The sequence below is a fragment of the Thermoclostridium caenicola genome, from assembly GCF_900142095.1.
GTDB classification, from domain to species: Bacteria; Bacillota; Clostridia; order DSM-8532; family DSM-8532; genus Thermoclostridium_A; species Thermoclostridium_A caenicola.
In genome coordinates this window covers 120,309-138,406 of the sequence record NZ_FQZP01000002.1, presented here as the reverse complement: position 1 = coordinate 138,406, position 18,098 = coordinate 120,309, and the positions used below count along the sequence as shown (strand labels likewise).

Sequence of the window (18,098 nt, the reverse complement as noted above, 5' to 3'; positions counted from 1 at the left end):
GGAGGATGAAGAATGGCTACATACAAGGAAGCCGGAGTTGATGTAACAGCGGGCTACCGGGCTGTAGAACTGATGAAGTCCCATATCCGGAAAACCATGAGGCCTGAGGTGCTGGATGAAATAGGCGGATTCGGCGGGCTGTTCAGCCTTGAACACATGAATATCAAAAAGCCGGTCCTGGTTTCGGGTACCGACGGCGTTGGCACCAAGCTGAAGATCGCGTTCATCATGGACAAACATGATACCGTTGGCATAGACTGCGTGGCCATGTGCGCCAACGATGTGGCATGCAGCGGAGCCCAGCCCCTGTTCTTCCTGGACTATATCGCCACAGGCAAGCTGATTCCCGAAAAGGTTGAGCAGATCGTGAAGGGTGTTACCGACGGATGCATCCAGGCCGGCTGTGCCCTGGTCGGCGGAGAAACGGCGGAAATGCCGGGTTTCTATCCCGAAGACGAGTACGACCTGGCGGGTTTTGTGGTGGGTATCGTGGATCGGGATCGCATCATCGACGGCAGAAACATCCGGGAAGGGGATCGGCTGATTGGCCTTGCTTCTTCAGGCATCCACAGCAATGGTTATTCCCTGGTCCGCAAGGTATTCAGTCCCAATCCCCAGAACCTCGGCCAGTTCCATGAAAGGCTCGGAAAAACGCTGGGAGAAGAGCTGATTACTCCGACACGCATTTATGTGAAAACCATCCTTTCCCTTGCGGAAAAGTATGAAATAAAAGGCATTGCCCATATTACAGGCGGCGGTTTTATAGAAAACATACCGAGGATGATTCCCGAGGGCTTAAGCGCTATCATCCACAAGGGCAGCTGGCAGGTTCTGCCCATATTCCATCTGCTCCGGGAGATGGGTGATATCCCTGAAGCCGATATGTACAACACCTTCAACATGGGAATCGGCATGGTCCTGGCGGTTTCACCCGATGTGGCCGACGACGTGGTTCGGACTGCCAATGCGCTCGGTGAAAAGGCAACCGTCATCGGAGAGATCGGCAGGGCCGGGGAGAGGGTCGTCATATGCTGAATATTGGTGTGATGGTTTCAGGAGGCGGCACAAACCTTCAGGCCATTCTGGATCAGATAGAGAGTGGGAAATTGCCGGGTTGCAGGGTTGTGACGGTTATTTCAAGCAGGCCCGGCGTTTATGCGCTGGAGCGGGCCAAAAAGCATCATATTCCGTGCTGTGTGATATCCAGAAAGGATTTCGAGACGCAGGAGGCATATGATGAGGCCGTATTGAACCACTTAAAGCATCACGATGTGCAGCTGGTGGTGCTGGCTGGTTTTTTGAGCCTTCTGGGAGAACGGGTGATTACGGCTTACAGGAATGCCGTCATCAACGTCCATCCGTCCCTGATCCCAGCCTTTTGCGGCAAGGGATTCTATGGCCTTATACCGCACAAGAAGGCGCTGGAATATGGCGTTCGCGTAACCGGAGCAACGGTGCACTTTGTAGACTGCGAATATGATTCCGGGCCCATCATCCTGCAAAAGGCGGTTGAAGTCATGGCAGACGACACACCTGAAAGCCTGCAGCGCAGGGTGATGGAGCAAGCCGAATGGATATTGCTTCCGGAAGCCATCAGGCTGTTTGCACAGGGCAGGCTGAAGGTGGAAGGAAGACGAGTGACCATTCTGAATGAAACACCCGAAAGAAAGGAAGTCAACGGATGAAAGTATTGGTGGTGGGCGGCGGCGGACGTGAACACGCCCTGGTATGGAAGCTGGCCCAGAGCCCAGATGTGACAAAGCTATACTGTGCGCCGGGAAACGGAGGCATCGGTGAAATAGCAGAACTGGTCCCGCTTGGCGCCATGGATGTGGACGGGATCGTGAACTTTTCCAAAGCACATCAGATCGATCTGGTGGTGGTGGCCCCCGACGATCCCCTCGCCATCGGCATGGTCGATGCGCTGGAGACAGCGGGAATAAAGGCGTTCGGACCGCGGAAGAATGCGGCCGTCATCGAGGCTAGCAAGGTGTTTGCCAAGGAACTGATGAAGAAATACCGTATTCCCACGGCTGATTACCGCGTCTTCGACAACAGCCGGGATGCCATGGAATACGTCAGTCAGGCCGAATTGCCGCTGGTAGTGAAGGCTGACGGCCTGGCCCTGGGGAAGGGCGTCCTCATATGCCATACCCGGGATGAAGCCATCCAGGCGATAAGGAGCATCATGGAGGACAAAAAGTTCGGCAGCGCCGGGCAGCGAATCGTGGTGGAAGAGTTCCTGACCGGTCCGGAGGTATCGGTCCTGGCCTTTACCGATGGCAGGACCATAAAGCCCATGGTCAGCGTGCAGGATCATAAACGGGCCTTTGATCAGGATAAGGGCCCCAATACGGGCGGCATGGGAACCTTCTCACCCAGCAGGGTTTATACGGAAGACATTGCCCGGGAGTGCATGGAGACTATATTCAGGCCCACTGTGGAGGCCATGAATCAGGAAGGCAGGACGTTCAAGGGTGTGCTGTATTTCGGGCTCATGCTCACTGAGAAAGGCCCAAGGGTTCTGGAATACAACGCCCGGTTCGGTGATCCGGAGAGCCAGGTAGTGATGCCCCGGCTGAAGACCGACTTGCTGAAGATCATGCAGGCCGTTGTCAACGAGGAACTGGACAGGATTGACATCGAGTGGCATGAGGATGCGGCCGTATGCGTCGTCATGGCATCAGGAGGCTATCCTGAAGCCTATGAGAAGGGCTTTGAGATCACGGGCCTCGATCAGGTTGCCAACCAGTCGGATATCATGGTTTTCCACGCGGGAACCAAAAAGGAAGGAGAAAAATTCCTGACCAACGGAGGCCGTGTCCTGGGGGTTACCGCACGGGGCTCCGATCTGGAGGAAGCAAGAAGAAAGGCTTATGACGCCGTAAGCCGGATTCACTTCAAAAATGCGCATTATCGCCGTGATATTGGAATAAAATAAGCGTTCAGTCATTATGTTCATGGGATGCCGATACACCTCGTGCGGAATAATAAACTCCGGGAGGTGAATGTATGGGACCCAATAAAGCAATTGGCTGCAACGTGAAGGAATGCAGATATCATGCCAAGACGGATGACTACTGCGCTCTTGACCACATCCATGTGTCCAAGACCAAGGAAAAAGCCGATGTGGAAAGGGATACGGAATGCGCCTCCTTTGAGAAGGAATAATTCTAGGGAAGCAATAGCGTCATCCAATCGTGACACCTTTGGGGAGCGGGGTTACCCGCTCTTTTTCATAAAAAGGGCATCATGATGCATGGGTTCTATCCATGGAAGAGCAGAAGCACGCCGACGGCCATGACGCCCATGCCCAGCACGAATCCCAGCAGGGACAGATAGTGCTCTCCATATTCTCTCGCAGTGGGAAGCAGTTCATCCATGGAAATATAGATCATGACCCCGGCAACCGCAGCCAGTACCATGCCGAACAAAGTATCGTTGATGAGCGGCCCCAGGATCAGCATGGCCAGAACAGCGCCAGCAGGTTCGGAAAAACCTGAGAGGAGTGAAAGCCAGAAGGCTTTTGCCCGGTTCCCGGTAGCATAATAGACCGGCATGGCGATGGAAATGCCTTCCGGGATATTGTGAATGGCGATGGCCAGGGCGATGGAAAGACCGAAGAGGGGATCCCTGACACCCGATATAAAGGCGGCGATGCCCTCGGGGAAATTGTGAATGGTGACGGCAATGGCGGTAAAAATGCCTGTCTTGTAAAGCTTCCCGGAAGCATGAGAGCCCGCGCTCCGGCGCTTGCCGCTTGCAGACGTTCCGCCGGGCTCGGGGACGAGTTCATCGATCAGGGCGATGAAGACAATGCCGAAGAAAAAAGAAAGGATGGCAAGGATCTTGCCCCTTTGCTCCCCGTGGGTGTTCCTGAGAATGGCCTCGGCTTCGGGGAAGAGCTCGATGAAGGATACATAGATCATGATTCCCGCCGAGAACCCCAGCATGGCGGAAAGCGCCCGGGCATGGGTTTTTCTGAAAAGCAGCACCAGGAGTCCGCCGACCCCGGTTGCTATGCCCGCCCCAAGGGCGTACCCCACGGCGGGCAGGGAAGCTGTGGGGACCATCCGTTTTCATCCATTCACAATGCTTATCCGGGTTATATCTATGATAGCGGGCGGACTGACATGATCACTTTTTGGAAAATGGCCATCGGAAGGTTTGGTTTGATGCAGCACCAGGTCATGACTGCACAACGGCTTGCCTTGGAGTTACCTACTTTAAAGAGTGCATTCAGGATGGTATAATTGTCAGGAACAACAAACACAGCAGATTACTGTACACTTTACGGGGATGGTTTATGAGTACGGAGAGGCAGAAAAAGATAAGAAACTTTTGTATTATAGCCCATATTGACCATGGAAAGTCCACTTTGGCCGACAGGCTGCTGGAGCTGACCGGTGTCCTGACCGAACGCGAGATGGAGGAACAGGTCCTGGACAATATGGAGATTGAGCGGGAACGGGGCATCACCATCAAGGCCCAGGCTGTCAGGATGATCTATAAAGCGGAAGACGGCGAGGAATACATCCTGAACCTGATAGACACTCCCGGTCATGTGGACTTCAACTATGAGGTATCCCGAAGCATCGCCGCCTGCGAAGGAGCGGTGCTGGTGGTAGACGCGTCCCAGGGGATTGAGGCCCAGACGCTGGCCAATGTTTACCTGGCCCTGGAGCATGATCTGGAGATTGTACCGGTCATCAACAAGATCGATCTCCCCAGCGCCAGGCCGGACGAGGTCATCAGGGAGATTGAGGATGTCATCGGGCTGGAGGCCCAGAATGCTCCCCAGATATCGGCAAAGAACGGTATCAATATAGAAAGCGTTATCAAGCGAATCATATCGGATATTCCGGCTCCCCGCGGGGATGAGGATGCACCCTTGCGCGCCCTGATATTCGACTCCTACTACGATTCCTACAAAGGCGTCATTGCCTATGTGCGCGTGATGGAAGGCAGGGTGTCGCCCGGCCAGACCATCCGGATGATGCATACCGAGAAGGAATACGTGGTAACCGAACTGGGATACTTGAGGCCCGGCGGTCAGATACCATCCGATGCCCTGATGGCCGGAGAGGTGGGCTATATCTGCGCCGGCATCAAGGATGTGCGCAACTGCCGCGTGGGAGATACCATCACGCTGGCCTCCAACCCGGCCAAAGAACCGCTTCCGGGTTATAAGAAAGCCGTGCCCATGGTGTTCTGCGGCATATACCCTGCCGATGGCTCCAAATACAATGATTTGAGGGACTCCCTGGAAAAATTGCAGCTGAATGACGCAGCCCTGATGTTTGAGCCGGAGACCTCGGTTGCCCTGGGGCTCGGTTTCCGCTGCGGCTTTTTGGGTCTTTTGCACATGGAGATCATCCAGGAACGATTGGAGCGGGAATATAACCTGGACATCGTGACCACGGCGCCCAGCGTGATTTACCGGATTACCAAGACCAATGGCGAGGTTATCCTGCTGGATAATCCGACCAATATGCCGGATCCCACGGAGATTGCCTCTATGGAGGAACCCGTGGTCAAGGCTACCATCATGACGCCCACCGAGTATGTGGGAAGCATTATGGAGCTTTGCCAGGACAGGCGGGGCAACTTCCTGGGGATGGATTACCTGGAAGCCACCCGTGTCATGCTGAACTATGAGATGCCCCTGAACGAAATTGTCTATGATTTCTTTGACGCCCTGAAATCCAGGTCGAGGGGCTATGCCTCATTGGACTATGAACTGTCGGGCTACAAGGAATCCAAGCTGGTGAAACTGGATATCAGGCTCAACGGCGAGGTTGTCGACGCCCTGTCCTTTATCGTCCATGTCGACAAGGCCTATGCCAGGGGGCGCAGGATGGCTGAAAAGCTGAAGGAAACCATTCCAAGGCAGATGTTTGAGATTCCCATCCAGGCCTGTATCGGCAACAAGATCATAGCCAGGGAAACCGTCAAGGCATTCCGCAAGGATGTTCTGGCCAAGTGCTATGGCGGCGATATCACCCGTAAGAAGAAACTGCTTGAAAAGCAGAAGGAAGGCAAGAAAAGGATGCGCCAGGTGGGCAGCGTAGAGGTGCCTCAGGAAGCCTTCATGAGCGTGCTGAAGCTGGATCTGTGAGGCAATGGCATGACAGGAACTCAGGATATCGGTATCTATATCCATATTCCCTTTTGTGTGAGGAAGTGCCGGTACTGCGATTTTGCCTCGTGGTCCGGCATGGAATCGATTTGGGAGCCTTATATCCGGGCGGTTATCAGGGAACTGGAGCTCAAATCGGAAACAGCCGCCGGGCGCCGCGTCATGTCCCTGTTCATCGGCGGGGGTACCCCCTCGCTTCTCCCTTATGCTTTTATTCTCAGCATCATGGATGCGGTGCGCAGGCATTACCGCCTTCTGCCTGACGCCGAAATCACCATTGAAGCCAATCCGGGAACGCTGGACGAGGATAAAGTCAAGGCCTATCTGGATGCCGGGATTAACAGGCTCAGCATCGGGCTTCAGGCTTACCAGGACCGTCTGCTGAAGTTTCTGGGAAGGGTTCATACGGCCAGGCAATTCGATGAGGCGGTTTCCATGGCACAAAGGCATGGTTTTTCCAACATAAATGCCGATATAATATTCGGGATCCCTCATCAGACCATGGACGACTGGCTGGAGACGCTGTCCAGGGTTTTGTCCCATCGGATTCCGCATGTTTCCTGCTACAGTCTGACCATAGAAGAGGATACGCCCTTCGGCAGGATGAAGCGAGAGGGAAAATGGCAGGATCCCGATGAAGAACTGGAACGCAGCATGTACCATACGGCTATGGAAATGCTGGGGGAAGCCGGATTGGAGCAGTACGAGCTTTCCAACGCGGCGAAACCACATCATCGCTGCCGACATAATATGAATTACTGGCAGAGAGGAGAGTACCTGGGGTTTGGTGCCGCGGCACATTCGTTCCACAACTGTCAGCGCAGCGCCAACACCTCGGATATCCGGCTGTATATGGAGGGCATGGCGCGCGGAAATCCGGTTTTGGACGAATGTTATCCTGTGCCGGACGAGGAAGGACTGTCCGAGAGCATGATACTCGGGTTGAGGCTGACCGAAGGCGTTGATTTGGATGAGCTGTCAACCGTTTATCATACCGATGTGAGGCTGAAATACCGGGAAAAACTCGAAAAACTGGCTGAAAGAAAGCTTGTTGAGCTGGAAGGTTCTGTGGTAAGATTGACAAAAAGAGGTATGGATCTTGCCAATCAGGTATTTGTTGAGTTTATCTGAGTTTTTCCGGTAGAGTGTATGGGGAGGCTATGTTGTGATGGAGATTAGGGATGTTAGGGAAGCAGCTTCATCAGTTCCCGGGCTCGCAGAAATCAGCAGGAACTATATGGAAGATTTCATCAGTGAGATCAAGGAAACCCTGGAAGGGATTGAATTGGAACTGGTGGATCTCGAGATGGAACCGGGAAACGCGGAACATTTGAATTCAATTTACTGCAGCTTCCATACCATCAGAGGCCTGGCCGGGCTTTTGCACGATGCTGTCTGCGGAAAGATAGCCGCGACCACGGAGGAACTTCTCGAGACCATGAGAAAATACGGTACTCCGGCCGGGAAAAGCTCTATCAACCTCATACTGGTTTCAGTCAGATTCATCAGAAAGATTTGCGAAGGCAGCGAAGAGACAAAAAGCACCCAGTTCCTGGGTGAGGTTGAGCAGCATATCAGAAATATCCAGAAGCTGAAGGACGACATCATCCTTGAGGTGCGCCAGCCTCCCGTAAAAGGCGCCCGTATCGGTGAAATCCTTGTTGCCGAAGGCGCCCTGAAGCATGACGAAGTGGAAGACGTGCTCAGAAAGCAGAACAGCGTCTTCAAGCGGATGAAATTCGGCGAGATCGTCCTCAGGGAAAAGAAGGTCGACGTTTCAGACATCATCAAGGCTATCCGCATGCAGAAGATCAGGAACGCCGGTTCCTCGGATCAGTATGTCAAGATACCGCTTGAAAGACTGGATCAGATCATCGGAATCATTGGCAACATCGGCAATATCTTTGATTCGGTAAGGGATGAGGCCGTATTGCGATTCGGCAGCAATGACGCTCTTACCATGAATGTGTCAAAGGCTTTCAACATGGTCCAGGATGTCAAAAGTATCCTGAAGGAACTCCGCATGGTGACGCTGCAGCAAACCTTCCAGAAGCTGACGCATGCAGCCTGCACCATTATCGAGGAGAATCACCTGGAAGTCATGTTTTCTACCATGGGCGAGAACATCGAGGTGGATAAGGAGATCGCCGACAAGATCGTTTATCCCCTGGGCGAGCTGATCAAGCTGCTTCTGGAGAAGGCCTATACCGAAACCGATGCGGCAAGGCGGATCGGAAGCGTTGAAGTGGTTGCCTATGAAGAAGGCAATTCCGTACATATCGATATCACCGGAGACCAGGTGATAGACATAGAAGTGTTCAAGTCTGACGCCCGCTGGACAGAGGTAGCATCAAGGCTTTCTGACCTGCAGTGCCGCCTGTCCATCGATGATATGGAAGGCGGGGGCGTTCGCATTTCCATCATTATCCAGAGATAACCGACATACCTGCTTTTCCTGCATTTCCTGCATTCCGTTGCTCCAACCCCGGTCAGGGTGATAGCCTCTTGACAAACCCGAGGGTCAATGATATTTTTAGATTGTGTTAGCACTCAACAGTGGAGAGTGCTAACAATCAGACCGGTCATTACCGATCCGGGATTTTATTTTGATTGAATCAAGCTCCATGCTCCCAAGCTTGTGATGAGGGGGTGAAGCAATGGCCTGGGAAAATGAGCTTAACGACAGAAAAAAAAACATACTGAAATCCATTATCGATGTTTACATCCAATCAGCCCAACCTGTCGGTTCAAGAACGATTGCCCGGAAGCATGATCTTGGTCTGGGTTCGGCTACCATCAGAAATGAGATGGCCGATCTGGAGGAACTGGGATATATTACTCAGCCTCATACATCAGCCGGACGGGTTCCGTCGGACAAGGGGTATCGGTTTTATGTGGATCACCTGATGCAGGCTTACCAGCTGGCACAGGAAGAGATACTCCAGATCAGGCAGGCGATGGAGGACCGCGTGGAGGAACTGAATCAGCTTTTCAAGAAGGCATGCAGCATCATTTCCTCCTTTACAGGGTATCCCACCATTGTAATGTCGCCTCAGCTTTCGGGAACGCTCATCAAATCGGTACAGGTCGTTGCTATTGATGATAAACATCTGCTGGTGGTGCTGGTTGTCGAGGGCGGCATTGTACGCAACAAAATGGTCAGACATAACGAGATGGTCGATGAAGGGAGCCTCGTCAGGCTGACCAATGTACTCAACACCAGGCTTGCCGGAAAGAAACTCTGCAACGCCACAGTACCCCTGGCAGCTGATCTGACGATTGTGACCCATCTGCCCGAAACATTGCTCACACTGGTTCTGGATGCGGTACAGGAGTGCATCAGGCGTATTGAAAATATCGATGTCTATCTTGACGGCGTAACCAACCTGTTGAATTTTCCCGAGTTCAGCGATCTCCTTAAAGCACGGGAGGTGCTCGAACTGCTGCACGGGCAGGATGTGATCAATACGCTGGTAAAACGCGCCCTGAACGAGCGGAAGCTTCAGGTCAGGATCGGAAGCGAAAATGAGATTGATCCGCTGAAGGAACTCAGCGTGGTGACCACCGTGTATGGCCATGAGGGCAGGAGTACCGGTGCCATCAGCATCATCGGTCCTACACGGATGACTTATGGGAAAGTGGTTTCCTCCATACTCTATATAAAGGAACTGATCGATAAGGAAATTATGCGCATTTTCGATGAGGAAGAATAATAAGAAAACAATATCTATTGAAAGGAAGTTTTGAATGAGCGCTAAGGATTTACCCGAGATGAACCAGCCTGGAGACAGCATGGCTGCGGACAGTGGAACGGAGTCTTCCCCCAATCGGGAGGAAGTCGCGCAGGCCGATGGCAAACCGGAAAATGGTGCCGGTGGATCTGAAACTGCAGGCGGCGATCCGGGAGAGTCAGTTGATGCGTTGAAACAAGCCCTCCAGCAAAAGGAAAATGAAATAGGCGAGCTGACCGACAGGCTGCAGCGCCTGGCGGCCGAATACGATAATTTCCGCAAGCGTACCAGCCGGGAGAAGGAGAAGCTGTACAGCGATTCCTTGTGTGATGTGGTTTCCAGGTTCCTGCCCGTGGTCGATAACCTGGAGCGCGCTGTATCCGCTGCTTCTGAGACCGGCGATGGAAAGAGCCTGCAGGAAGGCATCAACATGATATTCAGGCAGATGACAGACATTTTGGAGAAAATGGGCGTAAAACCTATTGAGGCGGTTGGCAAAACCTTTGATCCGGAACTCCATAATGCGGTGATGCACGTTGAGGACGAAAACTACGGCGCCGGCGAGATTGTTGAGGAGTTCCAGAAAGGCTATATCTACAAGGATCAGACTGTCATCCGCCATTCCATGGTGAAGGTGGCTAATTAGACTTTCTTTGGCCTTAATTTTTTATAAAACGGGAGTGATAGAACTATGGGAAAAGTGATTGGGATAGACCTTGGTACAACCAACTCATGCGTTGCCGTTATGGAAGGCGGAGAACCTGTTGTTATCCCCAATGCTGAAGGGAGCCGTACCACACCGTCCATCGTGGCGTTTTCCAAGACCGGTGAGCGCCTGGTGGGACAGGTTGCAAAAAGACAGGCCATTACCAATCCCGAACGCACGGTTATTTCTATCAAGCGGGATATGGGTACCGACAGAAGGGTCAAGATTGACGATAAAAACTACACGCCCCAGGAAATCTCGGCCATGATCCTGCAGAAACTGAAGGCCGACGCGGAAGCTTATCTGGGCGAGTCTGTAACCCAGGCGGTGATTACCGTACCGGCCTATTTCTCCGACTCCCAGCGACAGGCAACAAAGGATGCAGGAAAGATTGCCGGGCTTGAGGTTTTAAGGATCATCAACGAGCCCACCGCCGCAGCGCTGGCCTATGGCCTCGACAAGGAAAAGGACCAGAAGATCCTGGTGTTCGACCTGGGCGGCGGTACCTTTGACGTGTCCATCCTGGAGATCGGAGACGGCGTGTTTGAGGTGCTGGCCACCAGCGGTAACAACCGCCTTGGCGGCGACGATTTCGACCAGCGCATCATCGACTGGCTGGCCGACAACTTCAAAATGGATACAGGCATTGATCTGAGAACCGACAAGATGGCCATGCAAAGGCTCAAGGAAGCGGCCGAGAAAGCCAAGATCGAGCTCTCGGGCGTTACCCAGACCAGTATCAATCTGCCCTTTATCACCGCCGACGCCACCGGTCCCAAGCACCTGGATATGACCCTGACACGGGCAAAATTCGAGGAACTGACCGCCGATTTGGTTGAGAAGACCATGGGACCGACCAGGCAGGCCCTGTCGGATGCCGGGCTGACACCCAACGATATTGACAAGGTGCTGCTGGTGGGCGGTTCAACCCGTATTCCTGCGGTACAGGAAGCGGTGAAGAAATATCTCGGCAAGGAGCCTTTCAAGGGCATCAATCCGGATGAGTGCGTGGCCATTGGTGCGGCTATCCAGGCAGGTGTTCTGTCCGGCGAGGTGAAGGATCTGCTGCTTCTGGACGTTACGCCCCTCTCGCTGGGTATCGAAACCCTTGGCGGTGTGTTCACCAAGCTGATTGAGCGCAACACCACCATTCCGACCAAAAAGAGCCAGATCTTCTCAACAGCTGCCGACGGGCAGACCAGCGTGGATATCAAGGTCTACCAGGGCGAGCGCGAAATAGCCGCTCATAACAAGCTGCTCGGCAACTTCCAGCTTACCGGTATTCCTCCGGCTCCCAGAGGTGTTCCGCAGATCGAGGTTACCTTCGATATTGACGCCAATGGTATCGTGCATGTATCAGCCAAGGATTTGGGCACCGGCAATGAGCAGAAGATAACCATTACAGCCAGCTCCAACCTCAGCGAGGAAGAGATTCAGCGGGCTGTCAAGGAAGCCGAGCGTTATGCCGCCGAGGACAAGAGGCGCAAGGAAGAAGTCGAGACACGCAATGAGGCCGACTCCCTGGTCTATCAGACCGAAAAGACGCTCAAGGAGCTGGGCGACAAGCTGAGTTCCGAAGACAGAACCAAGCTCCAGGGAGAGCTTGAGAAGGTCAAGGAAGCCCTGAAGGGTTCTGACATACAGGCTATCAGGAATGCCAAGGAGTCCCTGACACAAGCCTTCTATGCCATCTCCCAGAAGATATACCAGCAGGCTGGTCCTCAGGCCGGCGGACCGCAGGGCGGCTTTAACCCGGGCGATGCCGGACCGCAGGATAATGTCTACAACGCGGACTATAAGGTTGTGGACGAGGACGATAAAAAGTAAAACAGGATTCCCATAGACTGACCCATGAAACGGTATGTGCCGCAATATGTTTATTGCCGGCATCTACCGTTTCATCTTTGTGGGTATAATCTGATGCTGCAGGCATCATCCGCGCGGCACTCCCGACTCACGGCGCAAGGGTTCCGGAATATCTTTCAACGCTCTGGATGTTGCCGTTAGGATATGATATATTATCAAAGGCCGGCTTTTGAAAGGAACCGGCAGCTTTTCCCATACAATCCATGCATGGCGGACAGGTATCGAGAAAAAATGGGAGGGTTGGCTTTTGGCCGAAAAAAGGGATTATTACGAGGTGCTCGGCGTAGACAGAAACGCTACCGAGGCCGATATCAAAAAAGCATACAGAAGGCTTGCGAAGCAATACCATCCAGATGTCAATCCCGGTGACAAGGAAGCTGAGGCCAAGTTCAAGGAGATCAATGAGGCGTACAGCGTTCTGAGCGACAGCGAGAAGCGGGCCAATTATGATCGCTTTGGCCATGCCGCTTTTGACGGCAATGCGGGCTTTGGCGGCTTCGATTTCGGGTTTGGCGGCCTTGATGACCTTTTTGAAAGTTTCATGGGCTTTGGCAGGAGCAGAACCTCCAGGCGGGCCGGCCCTCAGCGCGGCAATGATCTGCAGTATGCAATGGAAATCTCCTTTATGGAAGCTGCCTTTGGTACTACCAAGGAGCTTAACGTGACAAGGCTCCAGACTTGCAGCGTCTGCGGAGGTTCCGGGGCGAAGCCGGGCACACAGCCCGAAACCTGCAAACACTGCCATGGCACCGGCCAAATCCGGTATTCCCAGTCAACGCCCTTCGGCCAGTTTGTCAATGTCCGCACCTGTGACATGTGCAGCGGCGAGGGCAAGGTTATCACCCATCCCTGTGAAAAATGCAACGGCAAAGGCCGTGTAACCAAGAGTTCCCGAATCAGTATCAATATCCCGGCCGGTATAAATGAAGGCCAGACCATCCCCCTGAGGGGGGAGGGCGAGCCCGGACTGAGAGGAGGTCCTCCGGGGGACCTTTTTGTAACCATACATATCAAACCGCATCCCATATTCAAGCGGGAAGGATATGATGTGGTATGCGATGTTCCCATATCTTTTGCGCAGGCAGCGCTTGGTGCGGATATCGAAATCCCCACCATCGACGGGAAAATGACCTATACCATCCCTGAGGGGACCCAGACCGGTACGGTATTCAAGATACGCGGCAAGGGCATCAAGCATTTGAGGAGCAATGCCCGCGGCGACCAGTATATCCGCGTGAATGTGGAAGTGCCTGTCAGGCTGTCCCAAAAGCAAAAGGAACTGCTGCGGCAATTTGCCGAGATCAGCGGCGATGAAGGGCTGGAGCAGAAAAAAGGCTTCTTCAACAAGATGAGGGATCTGTTCAAGGATGGAACGAATAAGGAATAAGTACTGCAGGAGAATGTATGAAGTGGATTGAAGTATCGGTAACAACCAGCGAAAGCGCCTCCGAGATTCTGTCGGACTTTATGATGGAGATAGGGGCCAACGGCACCGAGATTGTGGACGCGAAGGCCTTCAGGCTGGCAGCGGAGGCGAACCAGTACCTTGATTATGCCGATGACGGGCTTGCGGAAAGCTATGGCCCCGATGTGGTCGTCAAGGCCTATTATCCGGAAGGCACGGAAGCGGAGGAACTCCTGGCACGCATTCACCGGAAAACAGATGAACTGTCGCGTCATATGGACGTCGGCCCGGGAACCATCCGCTGGCAGGTGCGGGATGACGCCGAATGGAAGGACAATTGGAAGGCCTATTTCAAACCGTTCCAGTTTACCGATAAAATTGTGATCAAGCCCAGTTGGGAAGCCTATTCCCCCCGCGACGGGCAGATCGTCATCGAACTGGATCCCGGCATGGCCTTTGGAACAGGAACCCATGAGACCACCAGGATGTGCGCCGTCCTGGGCGAAAAATACCTGAACCCCGGTGATCGGGTTCTGGATCTGGGATGCGGCACAGCCATCCTGTCCCTGGTTGCGGCCAAGCTGGGTGCCGGAAGCGTCCTTGCGGTCGATATCGATGAAGCGGCCGTACAAACGGCGCAGCAAAATGTGATCAACAATGGCGAAGCCCAACGCATCGAGGTGCGCAAGGGCGTACTGGACGATATACCCCATCAGCCCTTTGATCTGATCCTGATCAACATCATCGCCGATGTTATCCTTTCTCTGACCGGCAGCATCCGGAACTATACCCATGGAAATACGCGCATTATCCTGTCCGGCATCATCAGAAGCCGAAGGGATGAAGTGGTTAGCGCATGGGAAGCTGAAGGATTCTGGCTGATGGAAGAAGAAAAAATGGGAGAATGGGTGGCGCTGGCATTCCATGCATAGGTTTATGGTGAATCCCGGGCAGATCGGGGAAGGGGTTGTCAGCATACAGGGAAGCGATTTGAAACATCTCAGCCAGGTGCTCAGGCTTGGAAAGGGCGATATCATCCAGGTTTTTGACGGAAACGGCATGGAATATACCGCCCGCCTGACAGCGATCGGAAGGGATCAGGCAACGGCTGTTATCATGGAGTCGCATCCCGCCGGCACCGAGCCCTGCGTTCGGCTGACCCTCTACCAGGGACTGCCCAAGATGGAGAAGATGGACTTAATCATCCAAAAGGCCGTGGAACTGGGCGTATACCGGATTGTCCCGGTTCTGACCCAAAGGACCGTGGTCCAGTTGGACGGTTCATCCACCGAAAAGAAAATGGCGCGATGGAACCGGATTGCCGTAGAGGCGGCCAAGCAGTGCGGACGGGCATGCGTTCCGGAAATCATGAACCCATTGACGCTCAAGGAAATTTTAAGGGGGTTTGAATGTCCGGATCTGGCCATTGCCCTCTATGAGAACGAGCAAAAAAAATGTTTGAAAGAAGTATTGAAATGTTATAATATTAATGATATTGGTAATATTGCGCTATTTATTGGTCCGGAAGGCGGTTTTGCCGAAGAAGAGGCTGATGCGATGCATCAGGCGGGCATTCAGACTGCCAGCCTGGGCAATCGGATTCTCAGAACTGAAACCGCAGCGATTTCAGGGATTTCCATTATTATGTATGAGATGGGTGAAATGCAGTAATGGGAAAGACAACATTTGTGATTACAGATGATGCCATATTTATGCGTACGTTGCTGAGAAAGATTATTGAGCAGGAAGAAAACTATGAGGTTGTCGCAGAAGCCTCAAACGGCCGGGAAGCGATTGAAGCGGCCAGAAAGTATCAGCCGGATATTCTGACACTGGACATTACCATGCCAGAGATGGATGGCATACAGGCAGTTCCCGAAATTCTCAAGGTAAGCCCCAAAACCAATATTATCATGGTGTCTGCCATGGGTCAGCAATCCATGGTTATAGAGGCTATCAAGCAGGGTGCCAAGGATTTTGTGGTCAAGCCTTTTGAAAAGTCGAGGGTTTTCCAGTCCATCAGGAATGTTCTTGCCATGAATGAGTAGAGGGACGCAGGACAAGCGCCTTCGGGCCATTGAAGGAGACGATGCATGTTAAGGAGTATGACGGGCTTCGGGTGTTATGAATACTCGGAGGATGACATTACCTTTACCATAGAGATTAAAACGGTAAATCACCGCTATTTTGATCTGTTTTTAAGGATGCCGAAACAGATCCAGGCTTTTGAAGACCGGGTCCGGAGCATTGTATCCAATAAGATTCAACGGGGAAAGGTAGACGTATACATAACTTGTGACAACAAGGCCGAAGATGCGATTGATGTTGTGCTGGACGAGAGGCTGGCCCGGGCATACAGCGATGCCCTGAAGGCCATGGCCGATCATCTCGGGATTAAGGATGATATTTCGGTTTCCACTTTGGCCCGTTTCCCCGATATCCTGAAGGTTGAGAAAAAAGAGGACGATGAGAGAATAGGTAATATTCTTGAAAAGGCCGTTGACCAGGCCGTTTCTTCCCTGGTTGAAATGCGTGAGAAAGAAGGGGAGAAGCTCAAGGAAAGCATGGTCCTGAACCTGCAGAACGTGAGGGCCTACCTGGATAAGGTCAGGGAAAGGGCACCCCTGGTTGTCAGGGAGTACAAGGAGAAGCTGGAAGCCAGGATCGAGGAACTGGCCGGCATGAAGGTGGACCCTGCCCGATTGGCCATGGAAGTGGCGCTCTTTGCCGACAAATGCAGCATTGATGAGGAGATTGTCAGGCTGGAAAGCCATATCGATCAGATGAATGATTTGCTGGAGAAGGGAAGCCCGGTGGGAAAGAAGCTGGATTTTCTCATCCAGGAAATGAACAGGGAAGTCAATACCATCGGTGCGAAAGCCAGCGATCTTGACATCACACGGTGTGTGGTGGAACTGAAAAGCGAGATTGAAAAACTCAGAGAGCAGGTTCAGAATATTGAATAGCATAACCGGCAGTTTCCCATGAGAATCCGTCATCCCTCCGCGATGGCGGATTTGGAATGCCATAAACCGGTAATAAATTATTGCGTTTAAGGATTTGTGTAAGATGAAGCTAATCAATGTAGGGTTTGGAAATATCGTATCGGCAGGAAAGATTGTTGCCATAGTCAGCCCGGAGTCGGCGCCCATCAAGCGCATTATCCAGGAAGCCCGGGAACGCGGTGTCCTTATTGATGCCACCTATGGCCGCCGAACCCGTGCGGTGATCATCACCGAGAGCGACCATGTCGTTCTATCGGCGCTCCAGCCTGAAACCATCGCACATAGGCTGTCCGACAAGGACGGCCTGCACGCCCCGGAGGGTGAAACCGAGCCTGAGCAGGAACAGGGGGAAGAATTATGAATCCCGGCCTGCTTATCGTTGTTTCCGGACCTGCCGGCGTGGGAAAAGGAAGCGTCATCAAGCGAGCCATGGAATTGACCGACAATCTTGCCATGTCAGTTTCGGCCACATCCAGGAAACCCCGTCCCGGCGAGATAGACGGCGTTCATTATTTTTTCAGAACCCGGGAACAGTTTGAGACCATGATTGCGGAACAACGCCTGGTTGAATGGGTAGAATACTGCGGGAACTACTATGGTACGCCCAGGGAATATGTCACCCGTGAGCTTGAGAAGGGAAGGAACATCATCCTGGAGATAGAAGTGGAAGGCTCCATGAAGATCAAGGAGATGTTCAGGGACAGCATCCTGTGTTTTATCGTCCCGCCCAGCTACGAGGAGCTGGCAAGGCGGCTGAGAAGCAGAAACACTGAGGATGAAGAGACCATACAAAGAAGGCTGAAACGAGCGCTGGAGGAATTTCAGTATATTGATCGGTATGATTATGTAGTACTGAATGATTCCATTGAGGAGGCAGCCCAAAGGTTTGTATCCATCGTCCGGGCGGAAGAGATGCGAACATTCAGGAACAAAGCGTTGATAGATCAACTTAAAGTCAGGGAGTGATTGCTTTGATGATTGATCCGGCAATGTCTTCATTGCTTAAAAAGGTGGATAGCCGCTATACGCTGGTCATCCTGACCGCAAAGCGCGCCCGTATGCTGACAAACGGCGCAAAAAAACTCACAGGGTACCCCTCAACCAAGGACGTGACCATTGCCATTCGGGAAATCGATGAAGGAAAAGTAACCTACCACAAGATTCAGAGACAGGTTAACCAGAATACTCCGGAAGGTTCCGAAACAACCGTCCAGGAAAACGAAAACGTTTCAGAAGAGCAATAAAG

Annotated in this window: 18 protein-coding genes and 1 pseudogene; 18 read left to right on the top strand and 1 reads right to left on the bottom strand. The window is 52.7% G+C overall.

The window, feature by feature from the left end:
* The first annotated feature begins 12 nt into the window (after window positions 1-12).
* From purM to F3H12_RS01275, 4 genes are all read left to right on the top strand, one after another.
* Complete coding sequence (purM, locus tag F3H12_RS01290; RefSeq protein WP_149677527.1) at window positions 13-1,035, top strand: phosphoribosylformylglycinamidine cyclo-ligase; 1,023 nt, start codon at window positions 13-15, stop codon at window positions 1,033-1,035.
* Entirely contained in the window at window positions 1,029-1,685 is a 657-nt protein-coding gene (purN, locus tag F3H12_RS01285) for a phosphoribosylglycinamide formyltransferase (protein WP_149677526.1), read from the top strand. The genes purM and purN overlap by 7 nt, the downstream gene beginning before the upstream one ends.
* Window positions 1,682-2,941, top strand: a complete 1,260-nt coding sequence (purD, locus tag F3H12_RS01280) for a phosphoribosylamine--glycine ligase (RefSeq protein WP_149677525.1) — start codon at window positions 1,682-1,684, stop codon at window positions 2,939-2,941. Before purN ends, purD begins: the two co-directional genes overlap by 4 nt.
* 71 nt (window positions 2,942-3,012) lie before the next feature.
* Complete coding sequence (locus F3H12_RS01275; protein WP_149677524.1) at window positions 3,013-3,171, top strand: DUF1540 domain-containing protein; 159 nt, start codon at window positions 3,013-3,015, stop codon at window positions 3,169-3,171.
* Window positions 3,172-3,266: 95 nt separating this feature from the next.
* Here F3H12_RS01275 and zupT read toward each other — a convergent pair whose 3' ends face one another.
* Window positions 3,267-4,073 (bottom strand): zinc transporter ZupT, encoded by an 807-nt coding sequence (gene zupT, locus F3H12_RS01270; protein WP_149677523.1) that lies wholly within the window; start codon window positions 4,071-4,073, stop codon window positions 3,267-3,269.
* Between the two features lie 233 nt (window positions 4,074-4,306).
* Between zupT and lepA the strand changes: the two genes are divergently transcribed.
* The 14 genes and pseudogenes from lepA to rpoZ form a co-directional block, all read left to right on the top strand.
* Window positions 4,307-6,118: a translation elongation factor 4 gene (gene lepA / locus F3H12_RS01265; protein WP_149677522.1), complete on the top strand. Its 1,812-nt coding sequence runs from the start codon at window positions 4,307-4,309 to the stop codon at window positions 6,116-6,118.
* Window positions 6,119-6,127: 9 nt separating this feature from the next.
* Window positions 6,128-7,270, top strand: coding sequence for a radical SAM family heme chaperone HemW (gene hemW / locus F3H12_RS01260; RefSeq protein WP_149677521.1), 1,143 nt, complete (start codon window positions 6,128-6,130; stop codon window positions 7,268-7,270).
* A gap of 34 nt (window positions 7,271-7,304) precedes the next feature.
* Entirely contained in the window at window positions 7,305-8,576 is a 1,272-nt protein-coding gene (locus tag F3H12_RS01255) for a hypothetical protein (RefSeq protein WP_149677520.1), read from the top strand.
* 220 nt (window positions 8,577-8,796) lie between these two features.
* Window positions 8,797-9,852, top strand: coding sequence for a heat-inducible transcriptional repressor HrcA (gene hrcA, locus F3H12_RS01250; protein WP_149677519.1), 1,056 nt, complete (start codon window positions 8,797-8,799; stop codon window positions 9,850-9,852).
* 34 nt (window positions 9,853-9,886) lie between these two features.
* Window positions 9,887-10,516 (top strand): nucleotide exchange factor GrpE, encoded by a 630-nt coding sequence (gene grpE / locus F3H12_RS01245; protein ID WP_149677518.1) that lies wholly within the window; start codon window positions 9,887-9,889, stop codon window positions 10,514-10,516.
* A gap of 45 nt (window positions 10,517-10,561) precedes the next feature.
* Complete coding sequence (dnaK, locus tag F3H12_RS01240) at window positions 10,562-12,403, top strand: molecular chaperone DnaK (RefSeq protein ID WP_149677517.1); 1,842 nt, start codon at window positions 10,562-10,564, stop codon at window positions 12,401-12,403.
* A gap of 286 nt (window positions 12,404-12,689) precedes the next feature.
* Complete coding sequence (dnaJ, locus tag F3H12_RS01235) at window positions 12,690-13,829, top strand: molecular chaperone DnaJ (protein ID WP_149677516.1); 1,140 nt, start codon at window positions 12,690-12,692, stop codon at window positions 13,827-13,829.
* Window positions 13,830-13,846: 17 nt separating this feature from the next.
* The gene (gene prmA / locus F3H12_RS01230) at window positions 13,847-14,779 is read left to right on the top strand and encodes a 50S ribosomal protein L11 methyltransferase (protein WP_149677515.1); all 933 of its coding nucleotides are present in this window, start codon (window positions 13,847-13,849) and stop codon (window positions 14,777-14,779) included.
* On the top strand, window positions 14,772-15,518 hold the full coding sequence (locus F3H12_RS01225) for a 16S rRNA (uracil(1498)-N(3))-methyltransferase (RefSeq protein ID WP_149677514.1): 747 nt from the start codon (window positions 14,772-14,774) through the stop codon (window positions 15,516-15,518). Before prmA ends, F3H12_RS01225 begins: the two co-directional genes overlap by 8 nt.
* Window positions 15,518-15,895, top strand: a complete 378-nt coding sequence (locus F3H12_RS01220; protein WP_149677513.1) for a response regulator — start codon at window positions 15,518-15,520, stop codon at window positions 15,893-15,895. The genes F3H12_RS01225 and F3H12_RS01220 overlap by 1 nt, the downstream gene beginning before the upstream one ends.
* 45 nt (window positions 15,896-15,940) lie before the next feature.
* The gene (locus F3H12_RS01215; RefSeq protein WP_149677512.1) at window positions 15,941-16,813 is read left to right on the top strand and encodes a YicC/YloC family endoribonuclease; all 873 of its coding nucleotides are present in this window, start codon (window positions 15,941-15,943) and stop codon (window positions 16,811-16,813) included.
* Window positions 16,814-16,916: 103 nt separating this feature from the next.
* On the top strand, window positions 16,917-17,213 hold the full coding sequence (gene remA / locus F3H12_RS01210) for an extracellular matrix/biofilm regulator RemA (RefSeq protein ID WP_149677511.1): 297 nt from the start codon (window positions 16,917-16,919) through the stop codon (window positions 17,211-17,213).
* A complete protein-coding gene (gmk, locus tag F3H12_RS01205; RefSeq protein ID WP_149677510.1) occupies window positions 17,210-17,818 on the top strand; it encodes a guanylate kinase in 609 nt (202 codons plus the stop codon). The genes remA and gmk overlap by 4 nt, the downstream gene beginning before the upstream one ends.
* A gap of 8 nt (window positions 17,819-17,826) precedes the next feature.
* Window positions 17,827-18,027 (top strand): annotated as a pseudogene (gene rpoZ / locus F3H12_RS01200) (DNA-directed RNA polymerase subunit omega); the annotation flags it as partial.
* Window positions 18,028-18,098: the final 71 nt, after the last annotated feature.

What these genes read in the sequence shown, in the direction of transcription:
- F3H12_RS01220 (WP_149677513.1), top strand. Translation starts at nt 15,518, where the DNA reads ATGGGAAAGACAACATTTGTGATTACAGATGATGCCATATTTATGCGT.
- gmk (WP_149677510.1), top strand. Translation starts at nt 17,210, where the DNA reads ATGAATCCCGGCCTGCTTATCGTTGTTTCCGGACCTGCCGGCGTGGGA.
- purN (WP_149677526.1), top strand. Translation starts at nt 1,029, where the DNA reads ATGCTGAATATTGGTGTGATGGTTTCAGGAGGCGGCACAAACCTTCAG.
- remA (WP_149677511.1), top strand. Translation starts at nt 16,917, where the DNA reads ATGAAGCTAATCAATGTAGGGTTTGGAAATATCGTATCGGCAGGAAAG.
- prmA (WP_149677515.1), top strand. Translation starts at nt 13,847, where the DNA reads ATGAAGTGGATTGAAGTATCGGTAACAACCAGCGAAAGCGCCTCCGAG.
- lepA (WP_149677522.1), top strand. Translation starts at nt 4,307, where the DNA reads ATGAGTACGGAGAGGCAGAAAAAGATAAGAAACTTTTGTATTATAGCC.
- purD (WP_149677525.1), top strand. Translation starts at nt 1,682, where the DNA reads ATGAAAGTATTGGTGGTGGGCGGCGGCGGACGTGAACACGCCCTGGTA.
- F3H12_RS01275 (WP_149677524.1), top strand. Translation starts at nt 3,013, where the DNA reads ATGGGACCCAATAAAGCAATTGGCTGCAACGTGAAGGAATGCAGATAT.
- hrcA (WP_149677519.1), top strand. Translation starts at nt 8,797, where the DNA reads ATGGCCTGGGAAAATGAGCTTAACGACAGAAAAAAAAACATACTGAAA.
- grpE (WP_149677518.1), top strand. Translation starts at nt 9,887, where the DNA reads ATGAGCGCTAAGGATTTACCCGAGATGAACCAGCCTGGAGACAGCATG.
- zupT (WP_149677523.1), bottom strand. Translation starts at nt 4,073, where the DNA reads ATGGTCCCCACAGCTTCCCTGCCCGCCGTGGGGTACGCCCTTGGGGCG.
- hemW (WP_149677521.1), top strand. Translation starts at nt 6,128, where the DNA reads ATGACAGGAACTCAGGATATCGGTATCTATATCCATATTCCCTTTTGT.
- purM (WP_149677527.1), top strand. Translation starts at nt 13, where the DNA reads ATGGCTACATACAAGGAAGCCGGAGTTGATGTAACAGCGGGCTACCGG.
- F3H12_RS01225 (WP_149677514.1), top strand. Translation starts at nt 14,772, where the DNA reads ATGCATAGGTTTATGGTGAATCCCGGGCAGATCGGGGAAGGGGTTGTC.
- F3H12_RS01215 (WP_149677512.1), top strand. Translation starts at nt 15,941, where the DNA reads ATGTTAAGGAGTATGACGGGCTTCGGGTGTTATGAATACTCGGAGGAT.
- dnaK (WP_149677517.1), top strand. Translation starts at nt 10,562, where the DNA reads ATGGGAAAAGTGATTGGGATAGACCTTGGTACAACCAACTCATGCGTT.